This window comes from Bacillus sp. FSL L8-0358 (assembly GCF_038593095.1).
Taxonomy (GTDB): Bacteria; Bacillota; Bacilli; order Bacillales; family Bacillaceae; genus Bacillus; species Bacillus subtilis.
The window spans coordinates 1,018,818-1,041,141 of the sequence record NZ_CP151962.1 but is presented as its reverse complement, the minus strand read 5'-3'; the positions used below and the strand labels follow the sequence as shown (position 1 = coordinate 1,041,141).

Below are 22,324 nucleotides of genomic sequence, written 5' to 3'. Positions count from 1 at the left end.
CGATCGAAGCAGCCATTCTCCCTAATATCGTTATTTCGATTTACGAAAAATCATGTATCAGGAACCCCTTGTTTGACCAATGATGCGCTCCGAACACTTACTCTCTGTTGCTTATCCCCTCTATATAACGGCATGATATGCGACCGTATCCATTTGAAATAGGTAAGTGTAGGCGCTTTCAATGTTATTATCTCAGTTTTCCTTTCCGATGACAAGGGTTTTTTTAACTAAAAAAAGTAACCAACTTTTGTATATCCGTGGTAGGATCAGTTGTTAATTTTTAGGACTATACACTTGATTCAGAACGTACATTCCCATACAATATAAATAATAAACGAAAAAGCGGTGTTTATATGGCTGATTTAAAAGAAATATATAATGAAGAACTGATATCTCAGTTGATCCATCATGTAAGGTCATCCTATCCTGATTTTAACAAAAACAGATTCTTGGATACATTACGGCTGGAGGACTGGCCTGAACTCACTTTAAAAGAGCGGATGCGCCGCGTGACAGTTTCTTTATACGAAACTTTGCCAAAACAATACGTTGAAGCGCTCGCAATTTTACGGGATACAGCCCCTCATTTTAAAGGACTCAGCGGAATTTTATTTCCAGATTATGTGGAACAGTACGGGTTAGCGCATTGGGAAGAATCAATAAAGGCATTGGAATACTTTACGCAATATTCCACCTCAGAATTTGCTGTAAGGCCTTTTTTGCTGTTAGATCAAGAAAAGATGATTGCACAATTGCTTGCATGGTCTGAGCATAAAAATGAACACGTGAGAAGACTTGCGAGCGAAGGCAGCAGGCCCCGCCTGCCGTGGGGAAAATCGATACCGGCTTTGAAATCGGACCCTTCCCCCGTATTGCCGATCCTTGAAAAGCTGATGCAGGACGAGTCCTTATATGTAAGGAAAAGCGTGGCCAACAACCTTAATGATATATCAAAAACGCATCCTCATTTACTGAGAAAAGTCGCAGATCAATGGTACGGAACACATCCCCATACAGACTGGATTATCAAACATGCCTATCGGACCCTATTAAAAAAGGGTGATAAACAGGCCTTAGCGCTTTTTGGTTATGAAAATGCTGATTCGATACAACTACATGATTTAACATGTCAGCCCAAACGTATAGTTATTGGCGAAAGCCTTGAATTTTCTTTCTATATTCATTCAGACAGGGATCAAAAAGTAAGAATTGAGTACGCAATTGATTTTGTAAAAGCAAGAGGCCAGCGTCATCAGAAAGTATTTAAAATAACAGAAACAAATATACGAAAAAACGAAACAAAGTCATACACAAGAATCCAATCCTTTAAGGATTTAACCACCAGAAAGCATTACAAAGGAATTCATACATTATCAGTCATCATCAATGGAGAGGTAAAAGATTCATTGGATTTCCAAGTTTGCTGAATAAGTAAAAAATCCCTTCTTATCCAAGAAGGGATTTTGCTGATTAGCCTTCAACACTGCCGTAAAGCTCTTCTAAAGGCTTCATAATGATTTTGTTCAATTCACCAATCAGCATGCTCATGCGCTGCTCCGCTTCCATCAGCTGAGAAATTTTTTCGTGCTGCTGTACAAGCGCAACTGTTTTTTGAGCCTGCGTCACTTCTTCTTGTGTAATCTCTTCTCCTGCCATTTGTTTTTGCTGGAGTCTAAGCTGTACATCACGGAAGTTTTCGAACATGCGCTTCGCTGATTCATCTGCGTTAACTTCGTCGTAAAGGTTTTTTAAACGGGTGAACTCTTCGCTCCCGCGTAATGCATTTTCCAGATCATACGCTACATCATAAAAATTAACAGCCATTGTAAATAGCTCCTTTCATCATTGCCGTTTGACATACCACTCCACTATAACAGACTATGGAGCTCCTTTCATTAATCAAAAACCATTTCTTCTTAAAAAAGGATGACAAACAGTGCTTGAATCGCGCCTATCATTCCGCCGAGAAGGCCCCCCAAATAGGTAATCATTTTAAATTCTTTTTTTGAAATGGACAGCACCATTTCTTCAAGACGCTCCACCGGGAACTGATCCACCTGCTCCTTGACGATTTCCTCAAGACGCAACCGTTTTAAGACACTTTCAAGGTTGGACGAAATCCCTTCAAGCAATTTGTCTAACAGTGCCGGCAGCATTTGCTGGGTCAGCTCAGATTCATAGCGGACGGTAAGCGTGCCAATCGTATTGTCGAAGAAAGGGGCAGTAGAAAATGCTTGCAGCACTCTTCGTTTCAAACTGAAAATGAGCGCCTTTGCATTCCATTTTTCATCTGCTTCATTAAACGTATACTCCCTCAGCTTGCCCCATTCGTTTTTTAAGAGATCAGAAAGCAATTTATTTGTTTCCTCATTCCGCAAGAATTTCAGCAGCTCCGGCAGCACGCGATCCGCAAGGCTTGAATTGCCGAGAAACATTTGCACCATGCTTCCAAGCATGCCGCGCTCTTTTAAAAAGTCATCAATCATATTGCCAAGACGGATTTTTCCTTCATCACTTTCAAAATAACGGACACTCCGTGACAATATATATCCTGAAATCATCGGAATTTTTTCCTCAAGCTTTTCCTGCACCTCTATAGGCACCAGCTCTTTTAACGATTGGTCCCCGTATTGGCGGAAAAGCTCATTCAGCTTATCATCGGTCCAGCTGCTGATCCATGCATCAGCAGCTTTTTCGGGGCGCTTCATCCCGGCTTTTTCAAGCGCTTCTTTTACTGTCACTTCAGAAAGTGACAGCTTTTGAATCAGCTGTTCCCCCACTCGAAGAGCCTGCGTTTTGGCTGCATCAGAGACGAGCCGCTTTTTAATGCCTTCAGGGGTTAAGAGATGATTGACTACCATCAGTCCCATTTGTTTTGCAAGTTCATCTCGCCGTCTTGGAATCAGCCCGGGCGTAAAAGGAACTCGCTTCCCAAACAAATAGTACGCTTTATACGGCCTAAACAGCATTTGAATTGCTAAATGATTGGTCACCGCTCCAATGGCAGCGCCGATCACGATCATAAAAATAAAGGTTCCTGCAATACCCATTCCTATTCATCTTCCTCCATCTGTGCTTCAGCTTTTTTCATATAGATTATGTACCTATACGTATTATAGAGGCTCATGCAATCACTTAGCAAACGAGGAGACAAATTCCTATTCTTAGAAAATCAGCTTGTTCTTTTGGAATAGGGCAAGGTGGAGAATCGTATTCTGTAAAGTAGAATACCGTCAGCTGCGTTCGTCTTACATGTATTTAGTGTAAAGCTGCGGACACCCGCCGGCAGCTTTTGAATAAAAGGGGGAGTCTCACCATGATAACACTCGGTTTTATGTCCTTATCCCGCCAGCATGAAGCGGATTATTCCGCAGAACTGGCCAAAAGAGCACCCGAATTCGGCATACGTTTCATCCGGTTTACACCATTTGATATTTCACCTGACACTCTGCGTGTCAAAGCATCGGTCTATCATTCGGCCAGCAGCACATGGAACGAAACTGAAATGGCGATTCCAGATTATATTTATGATCGCTGTTTTTACGGCAAGGATTCACATTCCCAAAAAGCAAAACCAATCGTTGAGTGGCTCAAAAAATATCCGAAAACGGAATTTATCGGGCGGGGTCTTCCCGATAAGTGGACCGTCCTTCACGATTTGCAGCAGCACTCTGTAATCAATCCCTATATTCCCGAAACGATAAAGGTGAACCGCTACGAACAAATTCACTCCTTTTTATCCAAAGAAAAAGCCTGCATCCTTAAACCGGCATTCGGCGCGGGAGGCAGAGGCGTGATTCTTTTGAAGCTGGGCAAGAAAAACATCACTGCTACTTATCACATCGGAAAGGATAAGCAGACAAAAACGTTTTCCAACCAGACTTCTTTTAAAACATGGTGCAAAAAAGTGCTTCAGCATCAATATTTGCTTCAGCCTTACTTAAACATTCAAGATAAGGAACAATACCCTTGTGATATTCGTCTGTTTATGGAAAAAAACGAAGCAGGTGAATGGAATACAGTCGGAAAGGCAGTAAGACGCGGATACAAACACGGGCTGCTGGCCAATTTGTCAGGCGGATCTGATGCGCTGACATTTGACTCCTGGTTTGAAGATATACCGAAAAAACAGCAAGTGGTTTTACTAGATGATGTGTTTTCAATTACCCAATCGGTTCCGTATTATCTTGACGAGCGCTACGGGCCGTTGTTTGAACTCGGTCTTGATATATGTCTTGCAAAGGACGGGAGAATTTGGATTTTAGATATCAATTCCAAACCGGGCAGGAAGTCAATCCTGCGTGTCTCTCCCGAGCAAAAAGAACAGCTGTACACTTGTCCCCTAAAGCGCTGCCAATATCTGTTTTCTGAGCAAAGCCAGAAAGGAGTTCTTCCGCGTGAATCCTAAACGGTTTTTGATCGGCATAGACAAAACCAGTGAAAACACCCTGTTTCTGCCCTCTTCGCTGAAGCAAGACGGACTTTTGCATGCCGCATTCGGAACGAAGGTTGTCAGATGCCACGTTGCTTACAGACGGCATCTGGAACAAACCGTGCTTCTCTCTGAAAATCTGTTTCATGAGCTTTTGCTTCCCCACCGAAGCAGGGCTGATATACTGATTCATGATCATACAGTGCATATCGGGCCGTTAGTCGGCATCTTTACGGCAGGGTTTACTGTATCTCTTGAACGTCCATTTAAGGATCGTTCCCTCTTTTTTTCTAAGCTTGTCACGTTACACGAGCAAGCCGGAGGCTACTGCTTCGTTTTTGGCGCGCACCAAATCAATTGGGAGGAAGGCACGATTGAAGGCCTCCTTTACAGGGAAAACGGCTGGGAGAAAAAAATCGTTCCATTGCCGAACGTCGTTTATGATCGTTTGCCGAACCGAAAAATTGAAGATTCACTTCTCTTGCAACATACAAAAAAGAGGCTGATCGATGAATATCAGATCCCATGGTTTAATAAAACGTTTTTCAATAAATGGAACGTTCATCAATTGCTCGAAAAAGATCCGAGAACGGCACCCTTTTTGCCTAGATCCGAGCTGACACCATCTGTGGAGCTGATAGATGAGCTCTGTGGCGCATACAAAAAAGTCTATATCAAACCGGCAAATGGAGCACTCGGCACCGGCATTTATCAGCTGACAAGAACAGATGGCGGCCTGACGGTAAAGCATACGAATGACGCCAAAACATTTACTTCGATTGATTATTCCGATGCCGCCTCATTCCTTGCAGAATTTCAAAAACAGCACAACCCGTCCGACTTTCTCATTCAGCAAGGTGTTGATCTCATCGAATTTCAAGGCAAACCAGCGGATTTCCGTGTCCATACCAATAAAAACAGAAAAGGAAAATGGACAGTGACAGCAATTGCCGTAAAAATTTCCGGAAAGAACAGCATTACAACACATCTTTCTAACGGCGGCACTGTAAAGACACTTGCGGAAGTATACGATGATCCCGCTGAAAGAGTTGAGGTCATTAAAAAGCTTTCTGCAGCGGCACTGACGGCAAGCCATGTCCTTCATGATCATATCGAGGGGTTTATCGGGGAGATCGGTTTCGATTTTGGCATTGATCAGAACGGTAAAGTATGGATGTTTGAAGCGAATTCGCGCCCGGGCCGAAGCATTTTTTCTCATCCAAATTTGCATCATGTTGATTCTCTTACAAAACGAAGAAGCTTTGAATACGCGTCCTATTTATCTGAGAAGGCAATCACATCTCCTGAAGCATTGTGGCCTTCGTAACCTGTCCGCTTTTTTAATAAAGCGGGCTTATCTTTATCCAAGGCTGGGACAAACTGCATATTAAGGCCTCTTCAATGATGTTCTGGAACAATGATACAATGAACATAAGCCGTTTATATTCAGGTCAATTGATACCAAATGTAAGGAGCGTGGCCGTTATGATTTCTCATTTCAGCTGGAAACCGTTGTTCCCAAAAGAAAAGCTGCCCGGTTGGAAAATATCATTTTATTATAAAGGGACCCATTATGAAGGCATCTATCATAAGAGCGGTGAGATTGAATGGGGAGACTTGTTTCCCGCCCGCGCTGACGAGCCTGCTCTTACAAACGAGATACATGAACTGATGCTTTTTCATATTTATGACTAGCTTAGCCTAAACGGCTAAGCTTTTTTTGCTTTCTCAAGATTTACCACACAATTCTCCGCATGAGTTTCCGGCCATTTTAACATAATACGTAGTAACAAGCCGGCAAAGCATTGGGTTACGCCGAGGCGGCAGTGACACCCGATAAGGGTTCACAGATCTGGTGCAACTCCAGTTAACCCAACCATACTAAATAAAAAGGAGATTTTACACATGGCTAACCAAAACTCTTCAAATGACTTACTAGTTCCTGGCGCAGCTCAGGCTATCGATCAAATGAAACTTGAAATCGCTTCTGAATTCGGCGTTAACCTTGGAGCGGACACTACTTCTCGCGCTAACGGTTCTGTCGGAGGAGAAATCACAAAACGTTTAGTATCTTTCGCTCAGCAGCAAATGGGCGGCAGAGTTCAATAACAATTCAATATATGGCTATAGAGGGCGCGGTTTCCGCGCTCTCTTTATTTTGTCACCCTTTTTTCCTGCTCCACATATCCTAGAAAAAAAGGGAGGGAATCGGGGTGTCATTCATCACCATTGTGAATTGGGAGCTGGTTCAGTTCGTAAGTGTATCCATGATTCATGAATATGTTTCCCATCGTTCTGTTTATTTGTACAGGTATTCTTTCCCGCGCTGTTCAAACTGAGAACATCCTTTTATAATGAAAGGCGAGGAGGTTTTTTGATGAAAATCGCTTTATTAGGAGCCAGCGGCCGCGTCGGACAGGCCTTTTTAACACAAGCTGCAGCAGATGAAAGATTTGATATTTTCGCTCTGATCAGATCTCAACATGCTGATCTTCCCCTTTCAAAAGACAGAACCGTCATGGGGAACGCCCGCCGCTTAGAAGATGTGAAAAAAATAATGGAGAATGCTGAAATCGTGATCAGCTGTCTAGGCACAGATCGTGATGATACCTTGTCAACTGCTATGGCACACATTCTCTCCGCTATGGAGGAACAGCATATCAAACGGCTTATTACGATCGGCACCGCAGGGATCCTAGATTCCCGATATGAACCGGGAAAATACCGGTTTGAAACAAATGAATCGAAACGAAAGCAGACCCGCGCAGCCAAGGAGCATACAAAAGTATACGAAATGCTTAAAGAATCATCATTAGACTGGACAATCATCTGCCCCACTTACCTCCCGGACGGAACAGCAACCGGCGTATATCGTACGGAGCGTAACGTTTTGCCTGAGGGCGGCACAAGCATTTCGGTCGGCGATACTGCGGACTTTTTATATCGTGAGCTCGTTACAGGTAAGTATGTCGGATACCGTGTCGGACTGGCTTATTGACTACATAAACCAAAAACCCAAAACACGATTGTTTTGGGTTTTTTGAGCGTTATGCAATGGAATGTTTCTGTCCCTTTTGCAGTTCATACATTTGATAATATTGGCCTTCTAATGCCATCAGTTCCTCGTGGTTCCCTCTCTCAACAATTTCTCCTTTATCAAGAACCAAAATCTGATCAGCATTTCTGATTGTTGAAAGCCGGTGAGCGATGACAAAGGTGGTGCGTCCTTGTTTGACGACATCAAGCGCCTTCTGGATTACGGCCTCTGTCTCTGTATCAATATGCGCTGTAGCTTCATCTAAAATCAAGATCGCGGGATCAAACGCCAAAGCTCTAGCGAAAGAAATTAACTGCCGCTCTCCCGAGGATAGCGTGCTGCCTTTTTCAATCACGGGCTCATTAATGCCCTTCGGAAGCTTCTTTAGAAGAGGCTCAGCACCAACTTGCCGCAGTGCATTTTTTATTTCTTCTTCAGTCATTCTTTCGTCATCCAGACTTACGTTAGATCCGATTGTACCCGAGAATAAGTACGGATCCTGAAGCACAATGCCCATATGGGACCTGAGTTCCTGTCTTGACATGTTGTAAATGCTTTTTCCATCAATTAAGACATCACCTTTTTGCGCATCATAAAAACGAAACAGAAGATTCAAAATCGAGCTTTTTCCTGATCCAGTATGGCCGACGAGCGCTACGGTTTCACTTTTTTGCGCGGTAAAGGAAATATGCTTTAGTACCTCCTCACCATCTTGATACGCAAATGACACATCACGAAATTCAACCCGCCCCAGCGCACGCTCCTTCGCCGGTTCACCCGCTTCTTCCGTATTCTTTTCTTCAAGCAGTTCAAAAACACGCCCGGCGGAGACCCTTGCAAGCTCCAGCTTTGAAAACTGATTGACGATGCCTGTGATCGGCTGAAATAACCGGTTCAAATAATCGACAAACGCGTACAGCACACCGATAGAAACAATCCCGGCCGCATTCAGGCTCGCACCGCCAAAATGCCAGATCAGACAGACGAACGCAAGATTGCGGATGACATTGACCAGATTATGGGACATTAAGGAGTTTAAATTCAGCATCCTGTTTTGGAAATAAAAATGTGATTCATTTAATTCCTCAAATTCTCTCATTGTTTCCTTTTGATGGCGGAAAGCCTGAATAATGGTCATGCCTTGAATTGACTCATTCATTTTTGCGTTAATGTCACTGTTGATCGAGCGGATTTTTTGGTTGTAATATGACGCATATCTCCGGTATATGACCGACCACAGCCAGATAATCGGCACAATTGCCAGACATACAAACGCAAGCTTCACATCAAGCAGAAACAAAGCCGTGAATATCCCGAACATATAGATTCCGCTTGTCACAAATGTTGAAAGCACTGTGACATATAAATCCCTGATAGCCTCCGTATCATTGGTAATCCGCGCAACGACTTTTCCGGCCGGAAGGTTGTCAAAATAGCGAATCGGCATTTTCTGTATGTGCGAAAACACGTCCTGCCTCATCTTTTGAATAATCCGATTGGCACTCATCTGCAGCAGATAATGCTGTCCGTATTGAAAGAATACCGAAAACACAAGCAAGCCCCCATACAGGCAGATCAGTAACACCATTCCCTTTATTTCCGGCTGATAGAACTGGAAAAGTTCCTGCTTAGTCAGCTTTTCGGCAGCATATGCCCGGCTCTTGTCTCCGTTTGTGATCGTCAGTTTCCCGTCAGAAACCGTTCTATGCCCGTCGAAGCTGACAGCCTGATCAACAAAATAGAACGCCATTCCCACTTGATAAATATGCGCTTCTTTTGCTTTTGAAACAGGCTCCTGCAAGCGGTCCTCTCTGACATATGAGACGCCGTGAAACTGAACGGCATTTTTATCTTTTTCCGCAACTTCATACCATGTTTTCTCAATGCCGAGGATATGGTCGTCTATCATTTTTTTGCCAATAAAGGGCCCAGTCAGTTCTGCACCGACGGCAACAGCTAGCAAAAGGACGGCTGTGATCAGCAATTTTCGATAAAGAAGTGCGTATCTCCATAACGTTTTTCCTATTTTCATGCCCCTGCTCCCCCTTCTTCCGCAGTGAACAGCTGCTGTCTTTCATATTGTTCCCGGTACCACCCATTATTGGCCAACAGTTCTTGATGCGTGCCTCTCTCAGCAATGACGCCGCCGTCCATCACAAGGATCAGGTCGGCGTGCTCTACCGCGGATAATCGGTGCGTCAAAATCATTGTCGTTTTTCCTTTGCGGTTTTCTCTGATGTTCTTGATAATTGCAGCCTCTGTTTTGGCATCTACAGCGGAAAGCGAATCATCCAGGATCAAGATTTCCGGATTTGCCATGAGTGCTCTCGCAATCGAAATTCTTTGTTTCTGCCCGCCTGACAGTGCTACGCCTTTTTCACCGACCATTGTCTCCAGACCGGACGGAAGCATGTGCAAATCTTTTTCAAAATGTGCTTCGGCAATGGCTTGCTGAACCTCTTTATCACTTGCATCCTGTTTTCCGTATAAAATATTTTCTTTTACAGTCCGTGAAAACAGTAAATGATCCTGAGGCACATATCCGATCCACCCGCGGAGCCGGTCAAGAGGGATTTGCTGAATCGGTACGCCTGAAAATGTAATGCTCCCTTCACCTGGAGGATACTGGCGCAAAAGCTGCTTAATAATTGTCGTTTTTCCGCTCCCGGTTTTACCTGCAATCCCGACAGTCTGCCCTTTTCGCACCGTAAATGAAATATCCTGAAGATTGTCACTTGTTGAGCTTGGATATGTAAAGCTGACATGACTGAAAACGATATCTCCAGGCTCTTTAAGATCAGCGGGCTGTTTTGGATCTGTCACATCCGTTTCATAAGAAAGAGTTTCATTTACCCGGTCTAATGACGCATTGCCGCGCTGCATCACGTTAATGAGTTCACCGATTGCAAACATCGGCCAAATCATCATGCCTAGATAAACGTTAAAGGACACTAACTCTCCAAGCGTCAGCTCGTTCCGGAATACAAGAAACGCTCCGTAGCCGAGCCCAATCAGATAGCTTGCGCCGACAAGCAGTTTCACCGTCGGCTCAAACAGGGAATCAATAAAAGCCACTTTCATATTTTTCTGATAAACATCAGCGGTCATTTCATTAAACCGGCGAACATCGTTTGTTTCCTGAACATACGCGCGAATCACCCGCACGCCTGAAACAGATTCCAGCACTCTGTCATTCAGCGCCCCGAACGCGTTTTGGGCCTCAGTAAACCGCTCATGAATTTTACTTCCATATAGACTGATTGCAATCGCCATGACTGGAAGCGGGATAATGGCGGCAAAGGTCAGCTTCCAGCTGATCAAAAACCCCATCGTCAAAAAGATCGTCATCATAAACATCGTAGAATCGACTAACGTCAAGATGCCAAACCCTGTCGTTAAACTGACGGCCTGAAGATCATTTGTCCCTCGTGCCATTAAATCGCCTGTCCGGTTTTTTTCATAAAACGGCGGCGACATAGTCAGCAAATGCCCCATCAGCTTCGTACGAAGAATTTTCTCCATCAGATTCGCTCCGCCAAACAGCTGATGCATCCAAAAATAAGACATGATATACACGGCCGCCGTCAGCACAAAAAAGATACCGATATAAAACAGCAGCCCTTCCGCAGTAAACGCCCCTGCTTTCATATCATCTATGGCGTTCCCCAAGAGCTTAGGCGGAAACATTTCAATGATATTGACTGCTAATAAAAGGACAATCGCAATCGTATAGCGCAGCCAGTACGCCTTAAAAAACCAGCCAAGCTTTTTCAAAACTGAAAACATCTATCCCCATCTCCTCATCAGCCGCCTTCTATTTTTTCCTTGCAGCTTTTTTCATCCAATTTGGCACGAACAGCCCTCGCCTCTGTATTTGTCTTCACATCCCATACACCTGTCTTTCCATAGATTTTGTATATAAAAAAGGCATGAAGCGTCAGCTCCATGCCTTTTTTAACCGATATGTTACGCACAGCGCTTTTCAGCGCGCGGTCCGACCTAAAAAACCGTTCACGAAAACAGAACAAAAGGTTTGCCGCGCCAATATGAAACTGTTTGATAAACATGCAAATTCCTTGGCATAGCAAACCCTCCTTCCATTCTGATTTCATCTTTTTATCATCATATAAACAAAACCTTTTATTGTCAATCATTACTTGAATAGGAAAAGGTTAATTGTGCTCAAATTCGGGTAGTAGTGTTGTAAGACGCTTTGAAAGGGTGAGAAGGATGTTCCATGCTGACCGTATCATTGTTGCGTTTGACGGAAGTGAAAATAGTAAGAAAGCGCTTCAGACAGCCATTGATCTTGCTAAAACCGTAAATGCCACTATTACCGTCGCCCATTCACATGATATGAAAGACAATCAGACCGTCATCGACCCGCCCAGACCCGCAGCTGAGGCAAGCTATATCAGCGGAGGCGTGACAAGTGTTCCTGATCCACTGATATCGGTGTAACATCACCTGAGCCAATGATCTATGAAGACCGTACGGAAGAAGTCATCGCCGAAGCCAGAATGATGCTGAATGAACAGCAGGCAGATGGAGATATCGATATATTAGAAGGCGATCCGGCTGAATCAATTATCGAGCATGCAAACCGCATTTCTGCCGATATGATCGTAACCGGAAGCAGAGACCAAAACAGGCTGAAAAAGCTAATATTCGGAAGTGTAAGTGAAAAGCTTTCAGCAAAATCGGATATACCCGTCCTGATTGTAAAGTGAGCACGCCCTGTGCTCACTTCTTTTATATTCATAATTGTGAAAAAACATAGATTTTCGTTTTTTTCTGTTATAATGCTTTCGTGCCCAAAAGCACAAAAGCATTAAAGATAAATATGGGGTGTTATTTTGGATTCTCAAAAAAAGCTGACGTTTCCGTTAGCCGTCGGTTTATTTATATTCATGTTATGCATTATTATTTCTTGCTTATTCTTGCTTCATGTAGAACCTCATATCCCGCTGTTTTTAAGTGTTGTCATGCTTTCAGCAGCAGCTTTATGGTTTGGATTTTCCTGGAAGAGTATTGAAAAAGGGATTGTAGACGGGATCAAAAACGGCGTACAGCCGATTATTGTTCTAGCGCTGATCGGCATCTTAATCGGCGCCTGGATGTACAGCGGCGCAATACCGACTGTGACAGTTTATGCCCTAGCCTTTATTGAACCAAGCCACCTTCTGTTGACTGCTTTGTTTTCATGTATGATCATCAGCACACTTGTTGGCTCAAGCCTGACAACTGTAAGCACAATCGGAGTAGCGCTGATTGGCGTGGCGAGCGCGGCTGGCGTTCCGCTTGAATGGACAGCAGGCGCAGTCATATGCGGCGCTTGTTTTGGGGATAAAATGTCGCCGATGTCGGACACAACCAACTTTGCAGCCGGGATAGGCGAAATACCGATCTTTGAACACATTCGCCATATGATGGGCACAACCATTCCAGCTTTGCTCATCACTGTCGTTCTGTTTTACTTTCTCGGTTCATCAGTGTCAGCGGACGCTGCTTCAACCGATAATATTCAGCAGGTCATAACCGGAATAAAAGATGCTGCAAACGTGACACCGTGGGCCCTTCTTTCTCCGCTCTTAGTCGTTTTGCTGGCAATTAAACGGGTATCAGTAATCCCCGTTCTGACTGCCGGAATTATTTCCTCGGGAATTTTGACTGCTATTTTTGTACCCGACAGCAGCCTGCAGGCGTTTATGACAGCTTTGCAAAATGGCACAACTTTCGAAACTGACAATGAGGCAGCCGCTAAAATTATCAACAGAGGCGGACTGCAATCCATGATGGGCTCTGTCTCTCTCATTATGATTGCTTTTGCACTTGGCGGATTGATGGAGAAAATCGGATTGATTTCTGCACTATTGGAAGGCGTCATGAAAGGCATCCGCTCAAAAGGCCGTCTTGTTGCAGCAACTGTCTGCTCAAGCATCGGCGTCAACTTGGCAACCGGCGAACAGTATTTATCGATATTAATACCGGGACAATCATTTAAATCCTTATATGACAAACAAAACATCCAGCGAAAATTTCTGACAAGGTCATTAGAGGACGGCGGAACATTAATTAACCCATTGATTCCTTGGGGCGTCAGCGGCGCATTTATGGCGAGCGCACTTGATGTTCCAGTCATAGACTACATCCCGTTTACGTTCTTCCTCTATATATCGCCGATGATCTCCATTTTGATTGGATTTGTTAAAAAATAAAAAGAGCCCCGCTGTAAGGGACTGACCCCCGTTTTTGAGACAGGGATCAAAACACCTTTTAAACAGCCAATTGCCGATAGTTTATCGGTGATTGGTTGTTTAGTTTCGTTTGAATACGAATATTGTTATAATAATGAATGTATTCTGTGACAGTGCGTTCTACGATGGCGGTCGTAGTACGATCAATGCTGTTCAGATAGAACGTTTCAGACTTTAATGAGGAATGAAACGATTCGATGGTGGCATTATCAGCGGGCGTCCCTTTGCGGGACATGCTCATGGTAATGCCTTTTGTTTTAACAGCTTTCTGATACTCGTAAGATGTATACACAGATCCTTGGTCACTATGTAACACGCAGTTCTCGGGAAGTGTTGGCAGCTGATCAAGTGTATTTAGAACAAAATCTGTGTCCTGTTTATCTCCAATCGTAAAAGCAATCACTTCTCCATTGTATAAATCCAATATACTGGAAAGGTACAATTGTTTCTGTCCATAAGGCAAATAAGTGATGTCCGTTACTAGTTTTTCAAGAGGGCGATCAGACTGAAAGTTCCGATCCAATATATTATCGACTACGGCATATGGCTGCCCATTCTTCTTACGCTTTTTCACCTTAACTCGGCACTGCCACTGATTTTCCTGCATAATACGTTGAACCGTTTTATGGTTGATACACATTCCCTTTTTTAATATGGCTGTGATTTTCCGATATCCATATCGATACTTGTGCTCTCGGCACAACGTGCCGATTTGTTTTTCCAAATGGCGCTTGGGATGATCTTTCGTCAGATTCTTCTTCCAACGATAATAAGACGCACGTGAGATACCTAAATGAACACAGATATCCTGCACGGTCATTGTGCTGTGCAATACTTCTACAAGTTCGACTGACGTTTCGCTATCAACTTCCTTTCCAATTCGTTGTACTTTTTTAAAACTTCATTCTGTTGTCTCAGATAACGATTCTCTGCCTGCAGTTTCTCTAATTCGGAAGAATACTCCGGACCTTTTCCGTAAGTGTATTGCTTTCCAACAGGCTGTTCGAATCGATGTGTATCCCCAGCCTTATGCCATCTAACCCATGTCTGAACCTGTGTCTTATTCTTAATATTCAATTTCTGCATGATCTCTTTCATAGGCACGCCTGCCAATCTCATTTCTACAGCCTTCTGTTTAACTTCAACCGGATAACTCACTCTTGTCCCCATAGAAAAAACACCTCCAAGTCTAATTTCGGATAACAATCATCCGTTTTCAAACTTGAAGGTGTTTTTATTTGTCTCATCTTATGGGGTCAGTCCCGTAAAAAGCGGGCTCTTTTCTTCGTTCATTTATGAAATGCTAGCAGCCTGTTGAATGCTTTCTTGAAAAGCAGCCTGAAGCTGTTTGGTCACCGGTCCGGGTTTCCCGCTTCCGACCGATTGTCCATCGAGCGTCACAACCGGAATAATTTCTGCCGTCGTTGACGAAATAAAGATCTCTTCCGCCTGTTTCAACTCTTCTTCACTGACAGGAGTCTCATCCAGTTTAATCCCATTCTTCTCAATCAGTCCTAAAATATTCATTCGTGTAATTCCATTGAGAATGAGGCGGTTAGCCGGATGTGTTCGCACCGTGCCGTTGATAATGGCATAAACGTTAGAGGATGTACCCTCCGTAACAACGCCGTCCCTAAGTAAAATGGCTTCAAATGCTCCCGCTTCATAGGCCTTTTGCTTTGTCATGACATTATACAGTAAATTCAGACTTTTGATATCACATCTTAGCCAGCGAAGATCCTCATCTGTAATGGCCGCCACTCCGTATGCCTGCTCTTGCTCCGGTTTTTTCACCGTAAACGTATAAGCAGTAGTCTGCGGCTCGAGGCCGGCTTCATACTGGTGTTTTCGCGGGGCCACACCTCTTGTTGTCTGAATGTATACCGCTCCCTCACTGACCGCATTTTCCTGTACAAGCTTTTGCAGGTCCCACTCGAGATCTTCTATACTGAATGGCAGTGAAATTCCGATTTCAGCAGCACTTCTGAAAAAACGCTCAGCATGCTCACGTAAGCCAAACAATACTCCTTTGTACACCCTGATCACTTCATAGATGCCGTCACCAAACTGATAACCGCGATCTTCCAAATCGATTGATGCTTCACTGCGCCCAATCAGCCGGCCATTGACTAAAACCTTCATAAAAGCCCTCCCTTTTCGAGATGTCCCTGATGTAATTCAAGCTGTCATTGTCACTAATTCTACCATATTGGACAAGCTGAAAAACAGAAAGATCAAGAGATCTATAGCGGAAAGGAGTTTATTTTTTCCTTAAAATCTGACATTTCGACAAATTTTCTATGTGCTTTCCAGTTTTATTCCTGTATACTTGACTGGTAATACATAGGTTGTAAACATAAGGCATCTTCATAAGCTGCCTGCTGTACAGCATTATGTAGAGATTTTATGCCAATGGAGAGATTGTTATGCGACAAACGAGAGGAGAGGCTTCTCCTTCTGCAGTTTCGCTTGCTTTTAAATTTGCAAGTTTAACAGTTTTATGTGTGCTGCTTTTGCTTATGGTGATTTTGGGTTATTCCAACAGTTCAACGAAAGCAAAGGAAGTCACTGTCACAATTAACGGACAGCTTCGAGATGAGAAGGAAAGCCTTAAGCTGAAAAACGACTCCCCCGATCTGCTGATAAAACATCTGCAGACAAAGCAGGACATGGGAGATAAAACGGTTTACTTAACCTTCGATGACGGCCCGTCAGCCTTTACAAACCGCTTGCTCGATGTACTGAAAAGCGCTGATGTAAAAGCGACGTTTTTTATGCTGTCACCGCGGATGAACGAATTCAAACAAGCTGTGAAAAGAGCAGAAAAGGAAGGCCACGCACTCGGTTTACATGGCGTTACCCACAATAACAGATTGTTCTATCAAACACCGACATCTCCGCTAAAAGAAATGCAGGAGGCGCGTGACACGCTGCAGGACATTACAGGTTATAAAACCGCTCTTGTCAGAACGCCCTACGGAAGCAAGCCGTCACTAACCCCCTCACAAATCCGCAATCTTGAGAAAGACGGTTTTGTGTACTGGGATTGGACGATTGACAGCATGGACTGGAAATACCGAAATTCAAAGTATGTGACGGCCGTGTTAGAGCAGCTTGAAAATATGGAACACAGCTCTTCAGGCCGCCCGAATGTGATTCTCATGCATGATCTTCCCGCTACCGTAAACGCGCTGCCGGTACTAATCAATAAATTAAAAGAAAAAGGATATTCCTTCGGAGTGTTAGAGGACACAATGGTTCCTGTTCATGAATAAAAAAGTGAGGCGCATAAGGCGGCTCACTTTTTTATGCCCAAACTTCGGGCAAACTCGCCGATTTTTTGATGGATGACCATGTCAAACAAGCTGTCGCAATACGTTGGTTCAAGGTTTATGATGACTTTCTTCATGCCGGGAATCAGACTTGCATCCTCAGGCACAAATCTAGCCGGAGCCACTTCGAGAGACGTGCCGATAACCAATAAAAGATCTGCTTGATCCAGCTTTTCATAAAGGGTGTCAAAGTGCATGACGGCGTCGCCAAAGAGAACAACATCGGTTTTTAATACCGTTCCGCAAATGTCCCCATTGTTTCCGGCCGCCGTGCACTCCGGCACCTCCCGCTCCAGCAAATGGGGAAGATCATATCGGGCGCCGCATGCCGGACAAGCTGCTGTCTGGATAGAACCATGCAGTTCGTATACATGCCTGCTCCCCGCTTTTTTATGAAGACCGTCAATGTTTTGCGTAAAAATATCGACCTGCTTCCCTTGCTTCTCCAGCTCAGCTAAAAGCAAGTGTCCTTCATTCGGTTCAAAGCTGCCGCTCATTTTCATCTGAAACAATTCTTTGAATTTGGGCCAAAACAGACGCGGATGACTTAAAAAATAATCAAGGCTCATCGCTTCCATTCTTGAGGCATCTTCCGTCCAAATGCCACCTGCTGAACGAAAGTCGGGAATCCCTGATTCTGTGCTCATTCCCGCTCCGGTCAGCACAACAATTCTCTGTGCTTCATGTAGAATACTTTTGAATGCTTCCAACTCAACACCGCCTTTTTCTCTTATTTTACCATGAAAAAGACTCCGCCTCTGTCAGACGAAGTCTCTCTTTTAAGCCCGTTCCTTTTCCTCTTTATTTAGATTCACCTGGAATGGGTCGCTTTCGTGCTTTTGCTTGACAACAACCATTTGGCCGGGATATGCAAACTGGACACCTTCTGCACCTAAAATCTCAATAATTTTATAGTTGATATCCTCTCTAATATTAAGGTTTTCAGCCCAAACTGTCGTTTTTGTATAGAAGTTAAAAAATAAATTGTAGTAGCTGTCGGCAAACGTATCGAAGTTGACCATGATTGTTTCATTATCAACGCCCTCATGCTCTAAGAGCATTGTTCTGAGAGAATGAATGGAGCGTTCAAGGTTCTCAATCGGCGTAGCGTAGGACACATGGATGGAAAACGTAATCTGGCGTTTGGTCATTCTTGTCCAGTTCGTGATCGCTTCCATCGACAGCGTAGAGTTCGGCACCGTTACAAGTGCCCCCTGTGCTGTTCTGAATCTCGTGCTCCTAAAGGTAATATCCTCGACTGATCCTGTTACTGTCGACGTCTCCACCCAGTCACCAATTGTAAACGGCTTTTCAGTAATAATAATAATACCGCCGAAGAAGTTGCTGATGGTATCCTTCGCGGCAAGCGCAAAAGCCAGTCCGCCAAGACCAAGGCCCGCTACAAATCCGTTGACATCATAATTGAATTCCTGAGCGATCACACTGACACTGAGCGCAATGATTACAAAACGGAGCAATTTGGATAAAAACGGGGCTAGAATGTCATCCATGTCAAGCTCGAAGCGCTGATTCACCTTATGGAAGATAAACGACGATGTTGCGGTCAAATTACAAAGACCCCAGCACAAGAGCGCCACAATCAGTGAGCGGTATATTTTGCTGATGACCGGCATTTGCTCATCTAAAAACGGTGAATACCGGATCGCCAAAAACAGCCCAAGGGCAACAAAAAACCATCTGGCCGGCTTATCAAACGCCAGAACCACCTGTTTAAAGATTTCTGTTTTCGGCCGGTTTGTCAAATTAAAAAGCAGGTTAAAGAAATATCTTGTGAATAATTTTCTAAGTATAAGAAACACCAGCAAAATCGCCAAGCTGATGCCGATTTGAATGATGATATCAAGCGTAAAATACTGTTGCAGATAATCCGGCATGACTGTCTCCCCTCTATCCCAATCAATTGTTTATTATACTAAAATATTCGTAAGGATGTTCATTTAAATGTCTTTTGTAGCACAAAACCCCGGCGAAACGCCGGGGTCATTTCTCAATTCATCTATCAGCCAGATTCAATAGGGACAGTCACTTACCTTTTTTCGTTTGTGTCTGATCAAGGAGAGTTGCTTTTTGCATTTCAGCATCCGTTTCGGCTTTAATTCTTTCCTCCACTCTGATTCTCCCTTTTCCCATGATCTCGCCTCCTTTTTTGCTATTATAAAGGATCATATTTTGTTGTGAACATGTCGAAAGACCTAATTTTCTGACGAAATGTGTTCTGATACGCTGAGTGTCTTTTTTTAGTTATACGCATTCCTCAGCCCGGACCATTCCGATATGGCAGAAAAAATTCACCAGTTTGTATCGCGGTGCATATATGGATTTGATACAATAACAGAAATGCCCATACGAGGAGCTGACTTAGCTTGTACATCATTGCCCATCGCGGAGCATCCGGCTACGCTCCGGAAAATACGATTGCCGCATTTGACCTTGCGGTGAAAATGAATGCAGATATGATCGAACTGGATGTTCAGCTTACAAAAGACAGGCAGATTGTTGTGATACACGATGACAGGGTTGACCGAACAACAAACGGATCGGGCTTTGTTAAGGATTTTACCTTGGAGGAATTGCAAAAACTCGATGCAGGAAGCTGGTACGGCCCCGCTTTTCAAGGAGAGCGTATTCCGACCCTGGAAGCGGTGCTCAAGCGCTACCACAAAAAAATCGGCCTTTTAATTGAACTAAAAGGCCATCCGTCTCAAGTCGGAATTGAAGAAGAGGTGGGGCAGCTATTAGGGCAATTTTCTTTTTCTATCAATAATATTGTTCAATCCTTTCAGTTCCGCTCCGTCCAAAGATTCCGCGAGCTTTATCCATCGATTCCGACAGCCATCATTACAAGGCCCAACTTTGGCATGCTGTCCAGAAATCAGATGAAGGCCTTCCGCTCTTTTGCAAACTATGTCAATATAAAATACACACGGCTCAACCGTCTGATGATCGGCTCCGTCCATAAAAATGGCTTAACCATATTTGCATGGACTGTCAACAATCAAAAGACAGCGGCAAAATTACAAGCCATGGGCGTGGACGGCATCGTTACAGATTACCCGGATTTCGTCATAAAGGATGGCAAACATGAAAATATATAGCGCGGTTTTTATCGGAGGCGCGCTTGGCGCCTGCCTCCGATACGGATTAAACTTATGGATACACACCGGTCAGTTCCCGGCGTCAACCTGGCTGGAAAATGCGGCAGGCAGCCTTCTATTAGGCATTTTGACCGGATTTTTTATGATCGGGGCAAAACGGCCTCTGCTGTCGGCTTTTTTAGGCACCGGCTTTTGCGGAGGCTTCACAACAATGTCCACGTTTTCTAAGGAAACAGTGATGCTTTTGCAAGAACAACCCTCATTGGCTCTTTTATATGTGGCAGCCTCATTGATATCAGGGATCATATTTGCACTGATTGGTGTTTTTGCGGGACGGCGCATAGCAGGCATTCAGCAAAGAAAGGGGCTGCAGGAAAGATGACACTAGCGGGTATTTTCATAGGGGGCGGACTTGGCGCAATGCTTCGCTTCTGGCTTGGCAATGTCATAACCGCCAAAACCAAAGGTCTCAGCCTGCCCATTGGCATACTGACAGTCAATATTCTCGGAGCTCTCGGGCTCGGAATATTTACAGGACTTCACGTTGCAAATGCTTCGGTCTCGCTTATCATCGGCACGGGGTTTTTTGGCGCCTTTACGACCTTTTCCACTTTCAGCGTTGAAAGTATTCAACTCCTTATGGCCAAACGTGTAATAGAAAGCATCTTGTACATCGCCCTGACACTTTGCGGGTCGCTTTTGGCATTTTGGTGCGGCTGGACAATCACAATGTAAAAAAACCTTGAGCTTATTTCTCGCTCAAGGTTGCACTGTTCAGCATCACAGGCTCAGGCAGCGGCAGCTTGTGGTGCGCCGTAATCCCGGTTGTGTTGCCGGCTTCTTCTTTTATATCGATTTGCTTGATTAATCGGCCATCCATCTTCAGCACCTTTATCGTATATGAACCGATGCGAATGGATTCGCCAGCCTCAATATCGATGTTTTCTTTTAATATCAGCCCGCCGATCGTATCGACGTCTTCTTGAATCGATGCGCCAAGAAGGCTGTTCACCTGATCGATCCGAACCTTTCCATCCATCACATAATGGCCGTCGCCAAGCTTTTGGATCAGCGGCTGTTCATCTTCATCAAATTCATCTCTGATCTCTCCGACAATTTCCTCAAGAATATCCTCTGTCGTCACAAGTCCCGAGGTTCCTCCGTATTCATCCGACAATATAGCCATATGAATGCGCTCGCGCTGCATTTTAATCAGCAAGTCATGAACCGGGATCGTTTCAATCACTTCGATGACCGGCCTCACATACGGATGGATCGTCATCTTCATTCGTTCTTCTTCTGTCATAAACAGCAAATCAGAAAACAAATGCTTCGTATTGACCAAACCGATCACACTGTCTTTGTCTCCATCTGTGACTGGCCAGCGCGTGTATTTTTCCTTCAGCATGACTTCAAGCATCTCGGCCATCGTCATCTCAGTTGACACAGCAGCCATTTCCTTCCGCGGTATCATAATTTCTTTGGCGATCCGATTATCAAATTCAAAAATCTTATTCACATATTTATATTCAGACGGATTAATCTCTCCGTTTTTTAAACTCTCAGATAACAGCATCCTGAGTTCTTCCTCAGAATGGGAACCATCATGTTCTGACGCAGGCTTCAAACCGAACATCCCGCATAAAAGCCGCGCCGATCCATTGAGGATCCAAATAAACGGAAACAGGAGCAAATAGAATAAACGCAAAGGGCCCGCTATCAGTAAAGTCAGCTGTTCTGCCTTTTGAATCGCGACCGTTTTCGGGGCCAGTTCACCTACAACAACGTGCAGGAACGTGATCAAGCCGTACGCGACTGCAAAAGAGACTGCATGTGAAACCGATTCCGGCAAGCCGAGCGGTTCAAACAGTGGATGCAGCAGCCGTTCAAAGGCCGGCTCACCCAGTACGCCAAGCCCGATTGATGTCAATGTAATGCCTAGCTGGGATGCGGATAAATATTCATCCAAATCTGTAATGACACGCCTTGCGAGTATCGCCCGTTTGTTTCCTTCTGTGATAAGCTGATCTATTCTGGATCTCCTTACTCTAACAATCGCAAACTCGCTTGCAACGAAAAACGCGGTTAAAGCAATGAGCACGCCAATTAAAATCAGACTGTCAATATCGTCCATTTAACCCTATCCTCTC

At 44.2% G+C, this 22,324-nt stretch carries 22 protein-coding genes and 2 pseudogenes; 13 read left to right on the top strand and 11 right to left on the bottom strand.

The features are described 5' to 3' along the window. Positions 1-353: 353 nt before the first annotated feature. A complete protein-coding gene (locus tag NYE49_RS05375) occupies positions 354-1,427 on the top strand; it encodes a DNA alkylation repair protein (RefSeq protein WP_047182358.1) in 1,074 nt (357 codons plus the stop codon). Between the two features lie 43 nt (positions 1,428-1,470). Here the strand turns inward: NYE49_RS05375 and NYE49_RS05370 are convergent, their stop codons facing one another. Together NYE49_RS05370 and NYE49_RS05365 are read right to left on the bottom strand one after the other, a co-directional pair. Next, positions 1,471-1,824 carry a YlbF family regulator gene (locus NYE49_RS05370; protein WP_003224239.1) on the bottom strand — a complete coding sequence of 118 codons (354 nt, stop codon included), beginning with the start codon at positions 1,822-1,824 and terminating at the stop codon, positions 1,471-1,473. A gap of 92 nt (positions 1,825-1,916) precedes the next feature. Continuing rightward, on the bottom strand, positions 1,917-3,050 hold the full coding sequence (locus tag NYE49_RS05365) for a DUF445 domain-containing protein (RefSeq protein WP_047182357.1): 1,134 nt from the start codon (positions 3,048-3,050) through the stop codon (positions 1,917-1,919). A 266-nt stretch (positions 3,051-3,316) separates the two neighbouring features. Here NYE49_RS05365 and spaC point away from each other — a divergent pair, with 266 nt between their 5' ends. The 6 genes from spaC (at position 3,317) to NYE49_RS05335 (ending at position 7,430) form a co-directional block, all read left to right on the top strand. Then, positions 3,317-4,408, top strand: coding sequence for a spore coat associated protein SpaC (gene spaC, locus NYE49_RS05360; RefSeq protein ID WP_003233283.1), 1,092 nt, complete (start codon positions 3,317-3,319; stop codon positions 4,406-4,408). Next, complete coding sequence (yheD, locus tag NYE49_RS05355) at positions 4,398-5,759, top strand: spore coat associated protein YheD (RefSeq protein ID WP_015383228.1); 1,362 nt, start codon at positions 4,398-4,400, stop codon at positions 5,757-5,759. The genes spaC and yheD overlap by 11 nt, the downstream gene beginning before the upstream one ends. Positions 5,760-5,908: 149 nt before the next feature. Next, a complete protein-coding gene (locus NYE49_RS05350) occupies positions 5,909-6,127 on the top strand; it encodes a YheE family protein (RefSeq protein ID WP_010886462.1) in 219 nt (72 codons plus the stop codon). A gap of 210 nt (positions 6,128-6,337) precedes the next feature. Continuing rightward, on the top strand, positions 6,338-6,541 hold the full coding sequence (sspB, locus tag NYE49_RS05345; RefSeq protein ID WP_003233287.1) for a beta type acid-soluble spore protein SspB: 204 nt from the start codon (positions 6,338-6,340) through the stop codon (positions 6,539-6,541). Positions 6,542-6,645: 104 nt separating this feature from the next. After that, positions 6,646-6,771 (top strand): hypothetical protein, encoded by a 126-nt coding sequence (locus NYE49_RS05340; protein ID WP_003245136.1) that lies wholly within the window; start codon positions 6,646-6,648, stop codon positions 6,769-6,771. Between the two features lie 38 nt (positions 6,772-6,809). After that, positions 6,810-7,430, top strand: coding sequence for an SDR family oxidoreductase (locus NYE49_RS05335; RefSeq protein ID WP_047182356.1), 621 nt, complete (start codon positions 6,810-6,812; stop codon positions 7,428-7,430). A 49-nt stretch (positions 7,431-7,479) separates the two neighbouring features. On the opposite strand, the gene bmrD is transcribed toward NYE49_RS05335, so the two are convergent. The 3 genes and pseudogenes from bmrD to NYE49_RS05320 form a co-directional block, all read right to left on the bottom strand. Next, positions 7,480-9,501: a multidrug resistance ABC transporter ATP-binding protein/permease BmrD gene (bmrD, locus tag NYE49_RS05330; protein ID WP_047182355.1), complete on the bottom strand. Its 2,022-nt coding sequence runs from the start codon at positions 9,499-9,501 to the stop codon at positions 7,480-7,482. Beyond that, positions 9,498-11,255, bottom strand: coding sequence for a multidrug ABC transporter ATP-binding protein BmrC (bmrC, locus tag NYE49_RS05325; protein ID WP_047182354.1), 1,758 nt, complete (start codon positions 11,253-11,255; stop codon positions 9,498-9,500). Before bmrC ends, bmrD begins: the two co-directional genes overlap by 4 nt. Positions 11,256-11,377: 122 nt before the next feature. Next, a pseudogene (locus NYE49_RS05320) lies at positions 11,378-11,536 on the bottom strand (hypothetical protein); the annotation flags it as partial. A 163-nt stretch (positions 11,537-11,699) separates the two neighbouring features. Here NYE49_RS05320 and NYE49_RS05315 point away from each other — a divergent pair. Further along, positions 11,700-12,199, top strand: a pseudogene (locus NYE49_RS05315) (universal stress protein). 126 nt (positions 12,200-12,325) lie between these two features. Continuing rightward, the gene (gene nhaC, locus NYE49_RS05310) at positions 12,326-13,687 is read left to right on the top strand and encodes a Na+/H+ antiporter NhaC (RefSeq protein ID WP_047182353.1); all 1,362 of its coding nucleotides are present in this window, start codon (positions 12,326-12,328) and stop codon (positions 13,685-13,687) included. Positions 13,688-13,745: 58 nt separating this feature from the next. Here nhaC and NYE49_RS05305 read toward each other — a convergent pair. Next, positions 13,746-14,896, bottom strand: a protein-coding gene (locus NYE49_RS05305; protein ID WP_144413657.1) for an IS3 family transposase whose coding sequence is annotated in 2 segments (ribosomal slippage) — positions 13,746-14,623 and positions 14,623-14,896 — 1,152 coding nt in all. Because the reading frame shifts where the segments join, the coding sequence is not laid out codon by codon here. A 123-nt stretch (positions 14,897-15,019) separates the two neighbouring features. After that, on the bottom strand, positions 15,020-15,868 hold the full coding sequence (gene dat, locus NYE49_RS05300) for a D-amino-acid transaminase (RefSeq protein WP_047182352.1): 849 nt from the start codon (positions 15,866-15,868) through the stop codon (positions 15,020-15,022). Between the two features lie 284 nt (positions 15,869-16,152). Between dat and NYE49_RS05295 the strand changes: the two genes are divergently transcribed. Continuing rightward, on the top strand, positions 16,153-17,001 hold the full coding sequence (locus NYE49_RS05295) for a polysaccharide deacetylase family protein (RefSeq protein WP_342410971.1): 849 nt from the start codon (positions 16,153-16,155) through the stop codon (positions 16,999-17,001). Positions 17,002-17,024: 23 nt separating this feature from the next. On the opposite strand, the gene srtN is transcribed toward NYE49_RS05295, so the two are convergent. The 3 genes from srtN to NYE49_RS05280 form a co-directional block, all read right to left on the bottom strand. Then, on the bottom strand, positions 17,025-17,768 hold the full coding sequence (gene srtN, locus NYE49_RS05290) for a sirtuin NAD-dependent deacetylase (RefSeq protein WP_014476294.1): 744 nt from the start codon (positions 17,766-17,768) through the stop codon (positions 17,025-17,027). 69 nt (positions 17,769-17,837) lie between these two features. Continuing rightward, positions 17,838-18,953: a small-conductance mechanosensitive channel protein MscY gene (mscY, locus tag NYE49_RS05285; RefSeq protein WP_015383218.1), complete on the bottom strand. Its 1,116-nt coding sequence runs from the start codon at positions 18,951-18,953 to the stop codon at positions 17,838-17,840. 148 nt (positions 18,954-19,101) lie between these two features. Continuing rightward, the gene (locus tag NYE49_RS05280) at positions 19,102-19,209 is read right to left on the bottom strand and encodes a YhdX family protein (RefSeq protein WP_009966908.1); all 108 of its coding nucleotides are present in this window, start codon (positions 19,207-19,209) and stop codon (positions 19,102-19,104) included. Positions 19,210-19,442: 233 nt separating this feature from the next. Here NYE49_RS05280 and NYE49_RS05275 point away from each other — a divergent pair, with 233 nt between their 5' ends. Genes NYE49_RS05275 through crcB form a run of 3 tightly spaced genes read left to right on the top strand, consistent with a single transcriptional unit; the run spans position 19,443 to position 20,909 of the window. Next, positions 19,443-20,174 (top strand): glycerophosphodiester phosphodiesterase family protein, encoded by a 732-nt coding sequence (locus NYE49_RS05275; RefSeq protein ID WP_047182350.1) that lies wholly within the window; start codon positions 19,443-19,445, stop codon positions 20,172-20,174. Further along, positions 20,161-20,556, top strand: a complete 396-nt coding sequence (locus NYE49_RS05270) for a CrcB family protein (RefSeq protein ID WP_015483018.1) — start codon at positions 20,161-20,163, stop codon at positions 20,554-20,556. Before NYE49_RS05275 ends, NYE49_RS05270 begins: the two co-directional genes overlap by 14 nt. After that, entirely contained in the window at positions 20,553-20,909 is a 357-nt protein-coding gene (crcB, locus tag NYE49_RS05265) for a fluoride efflux transporter CrcB (RefSeq protein ID WP_041335608.1), read from the top strand. The genes NYE49_RS05270 and crcB overlap by 4 nt, the downstream gene beginning before the upstream one ends. 13 nt (positions 20,910-20,922) lie before the next feature. On the opposite strand, the gene NYE49_RS05260 is transcribed toward crcB, so the two are convergent. Continuing rightward, the gene (locus tag NYE49_RS05260) at positions 20,923-22,308 is read right to left on the bottom strand and encodes a hemolysin family protein (protein WP_015483017.1); all 1,386 of its coding nucleotides are present in this window, start codon (positions 22,306-22,308) and stop codon (positions 20,923-20,925) included. Between the last annotated feature and the right edge of the window lie 16 nt (positions 22,309-22,324).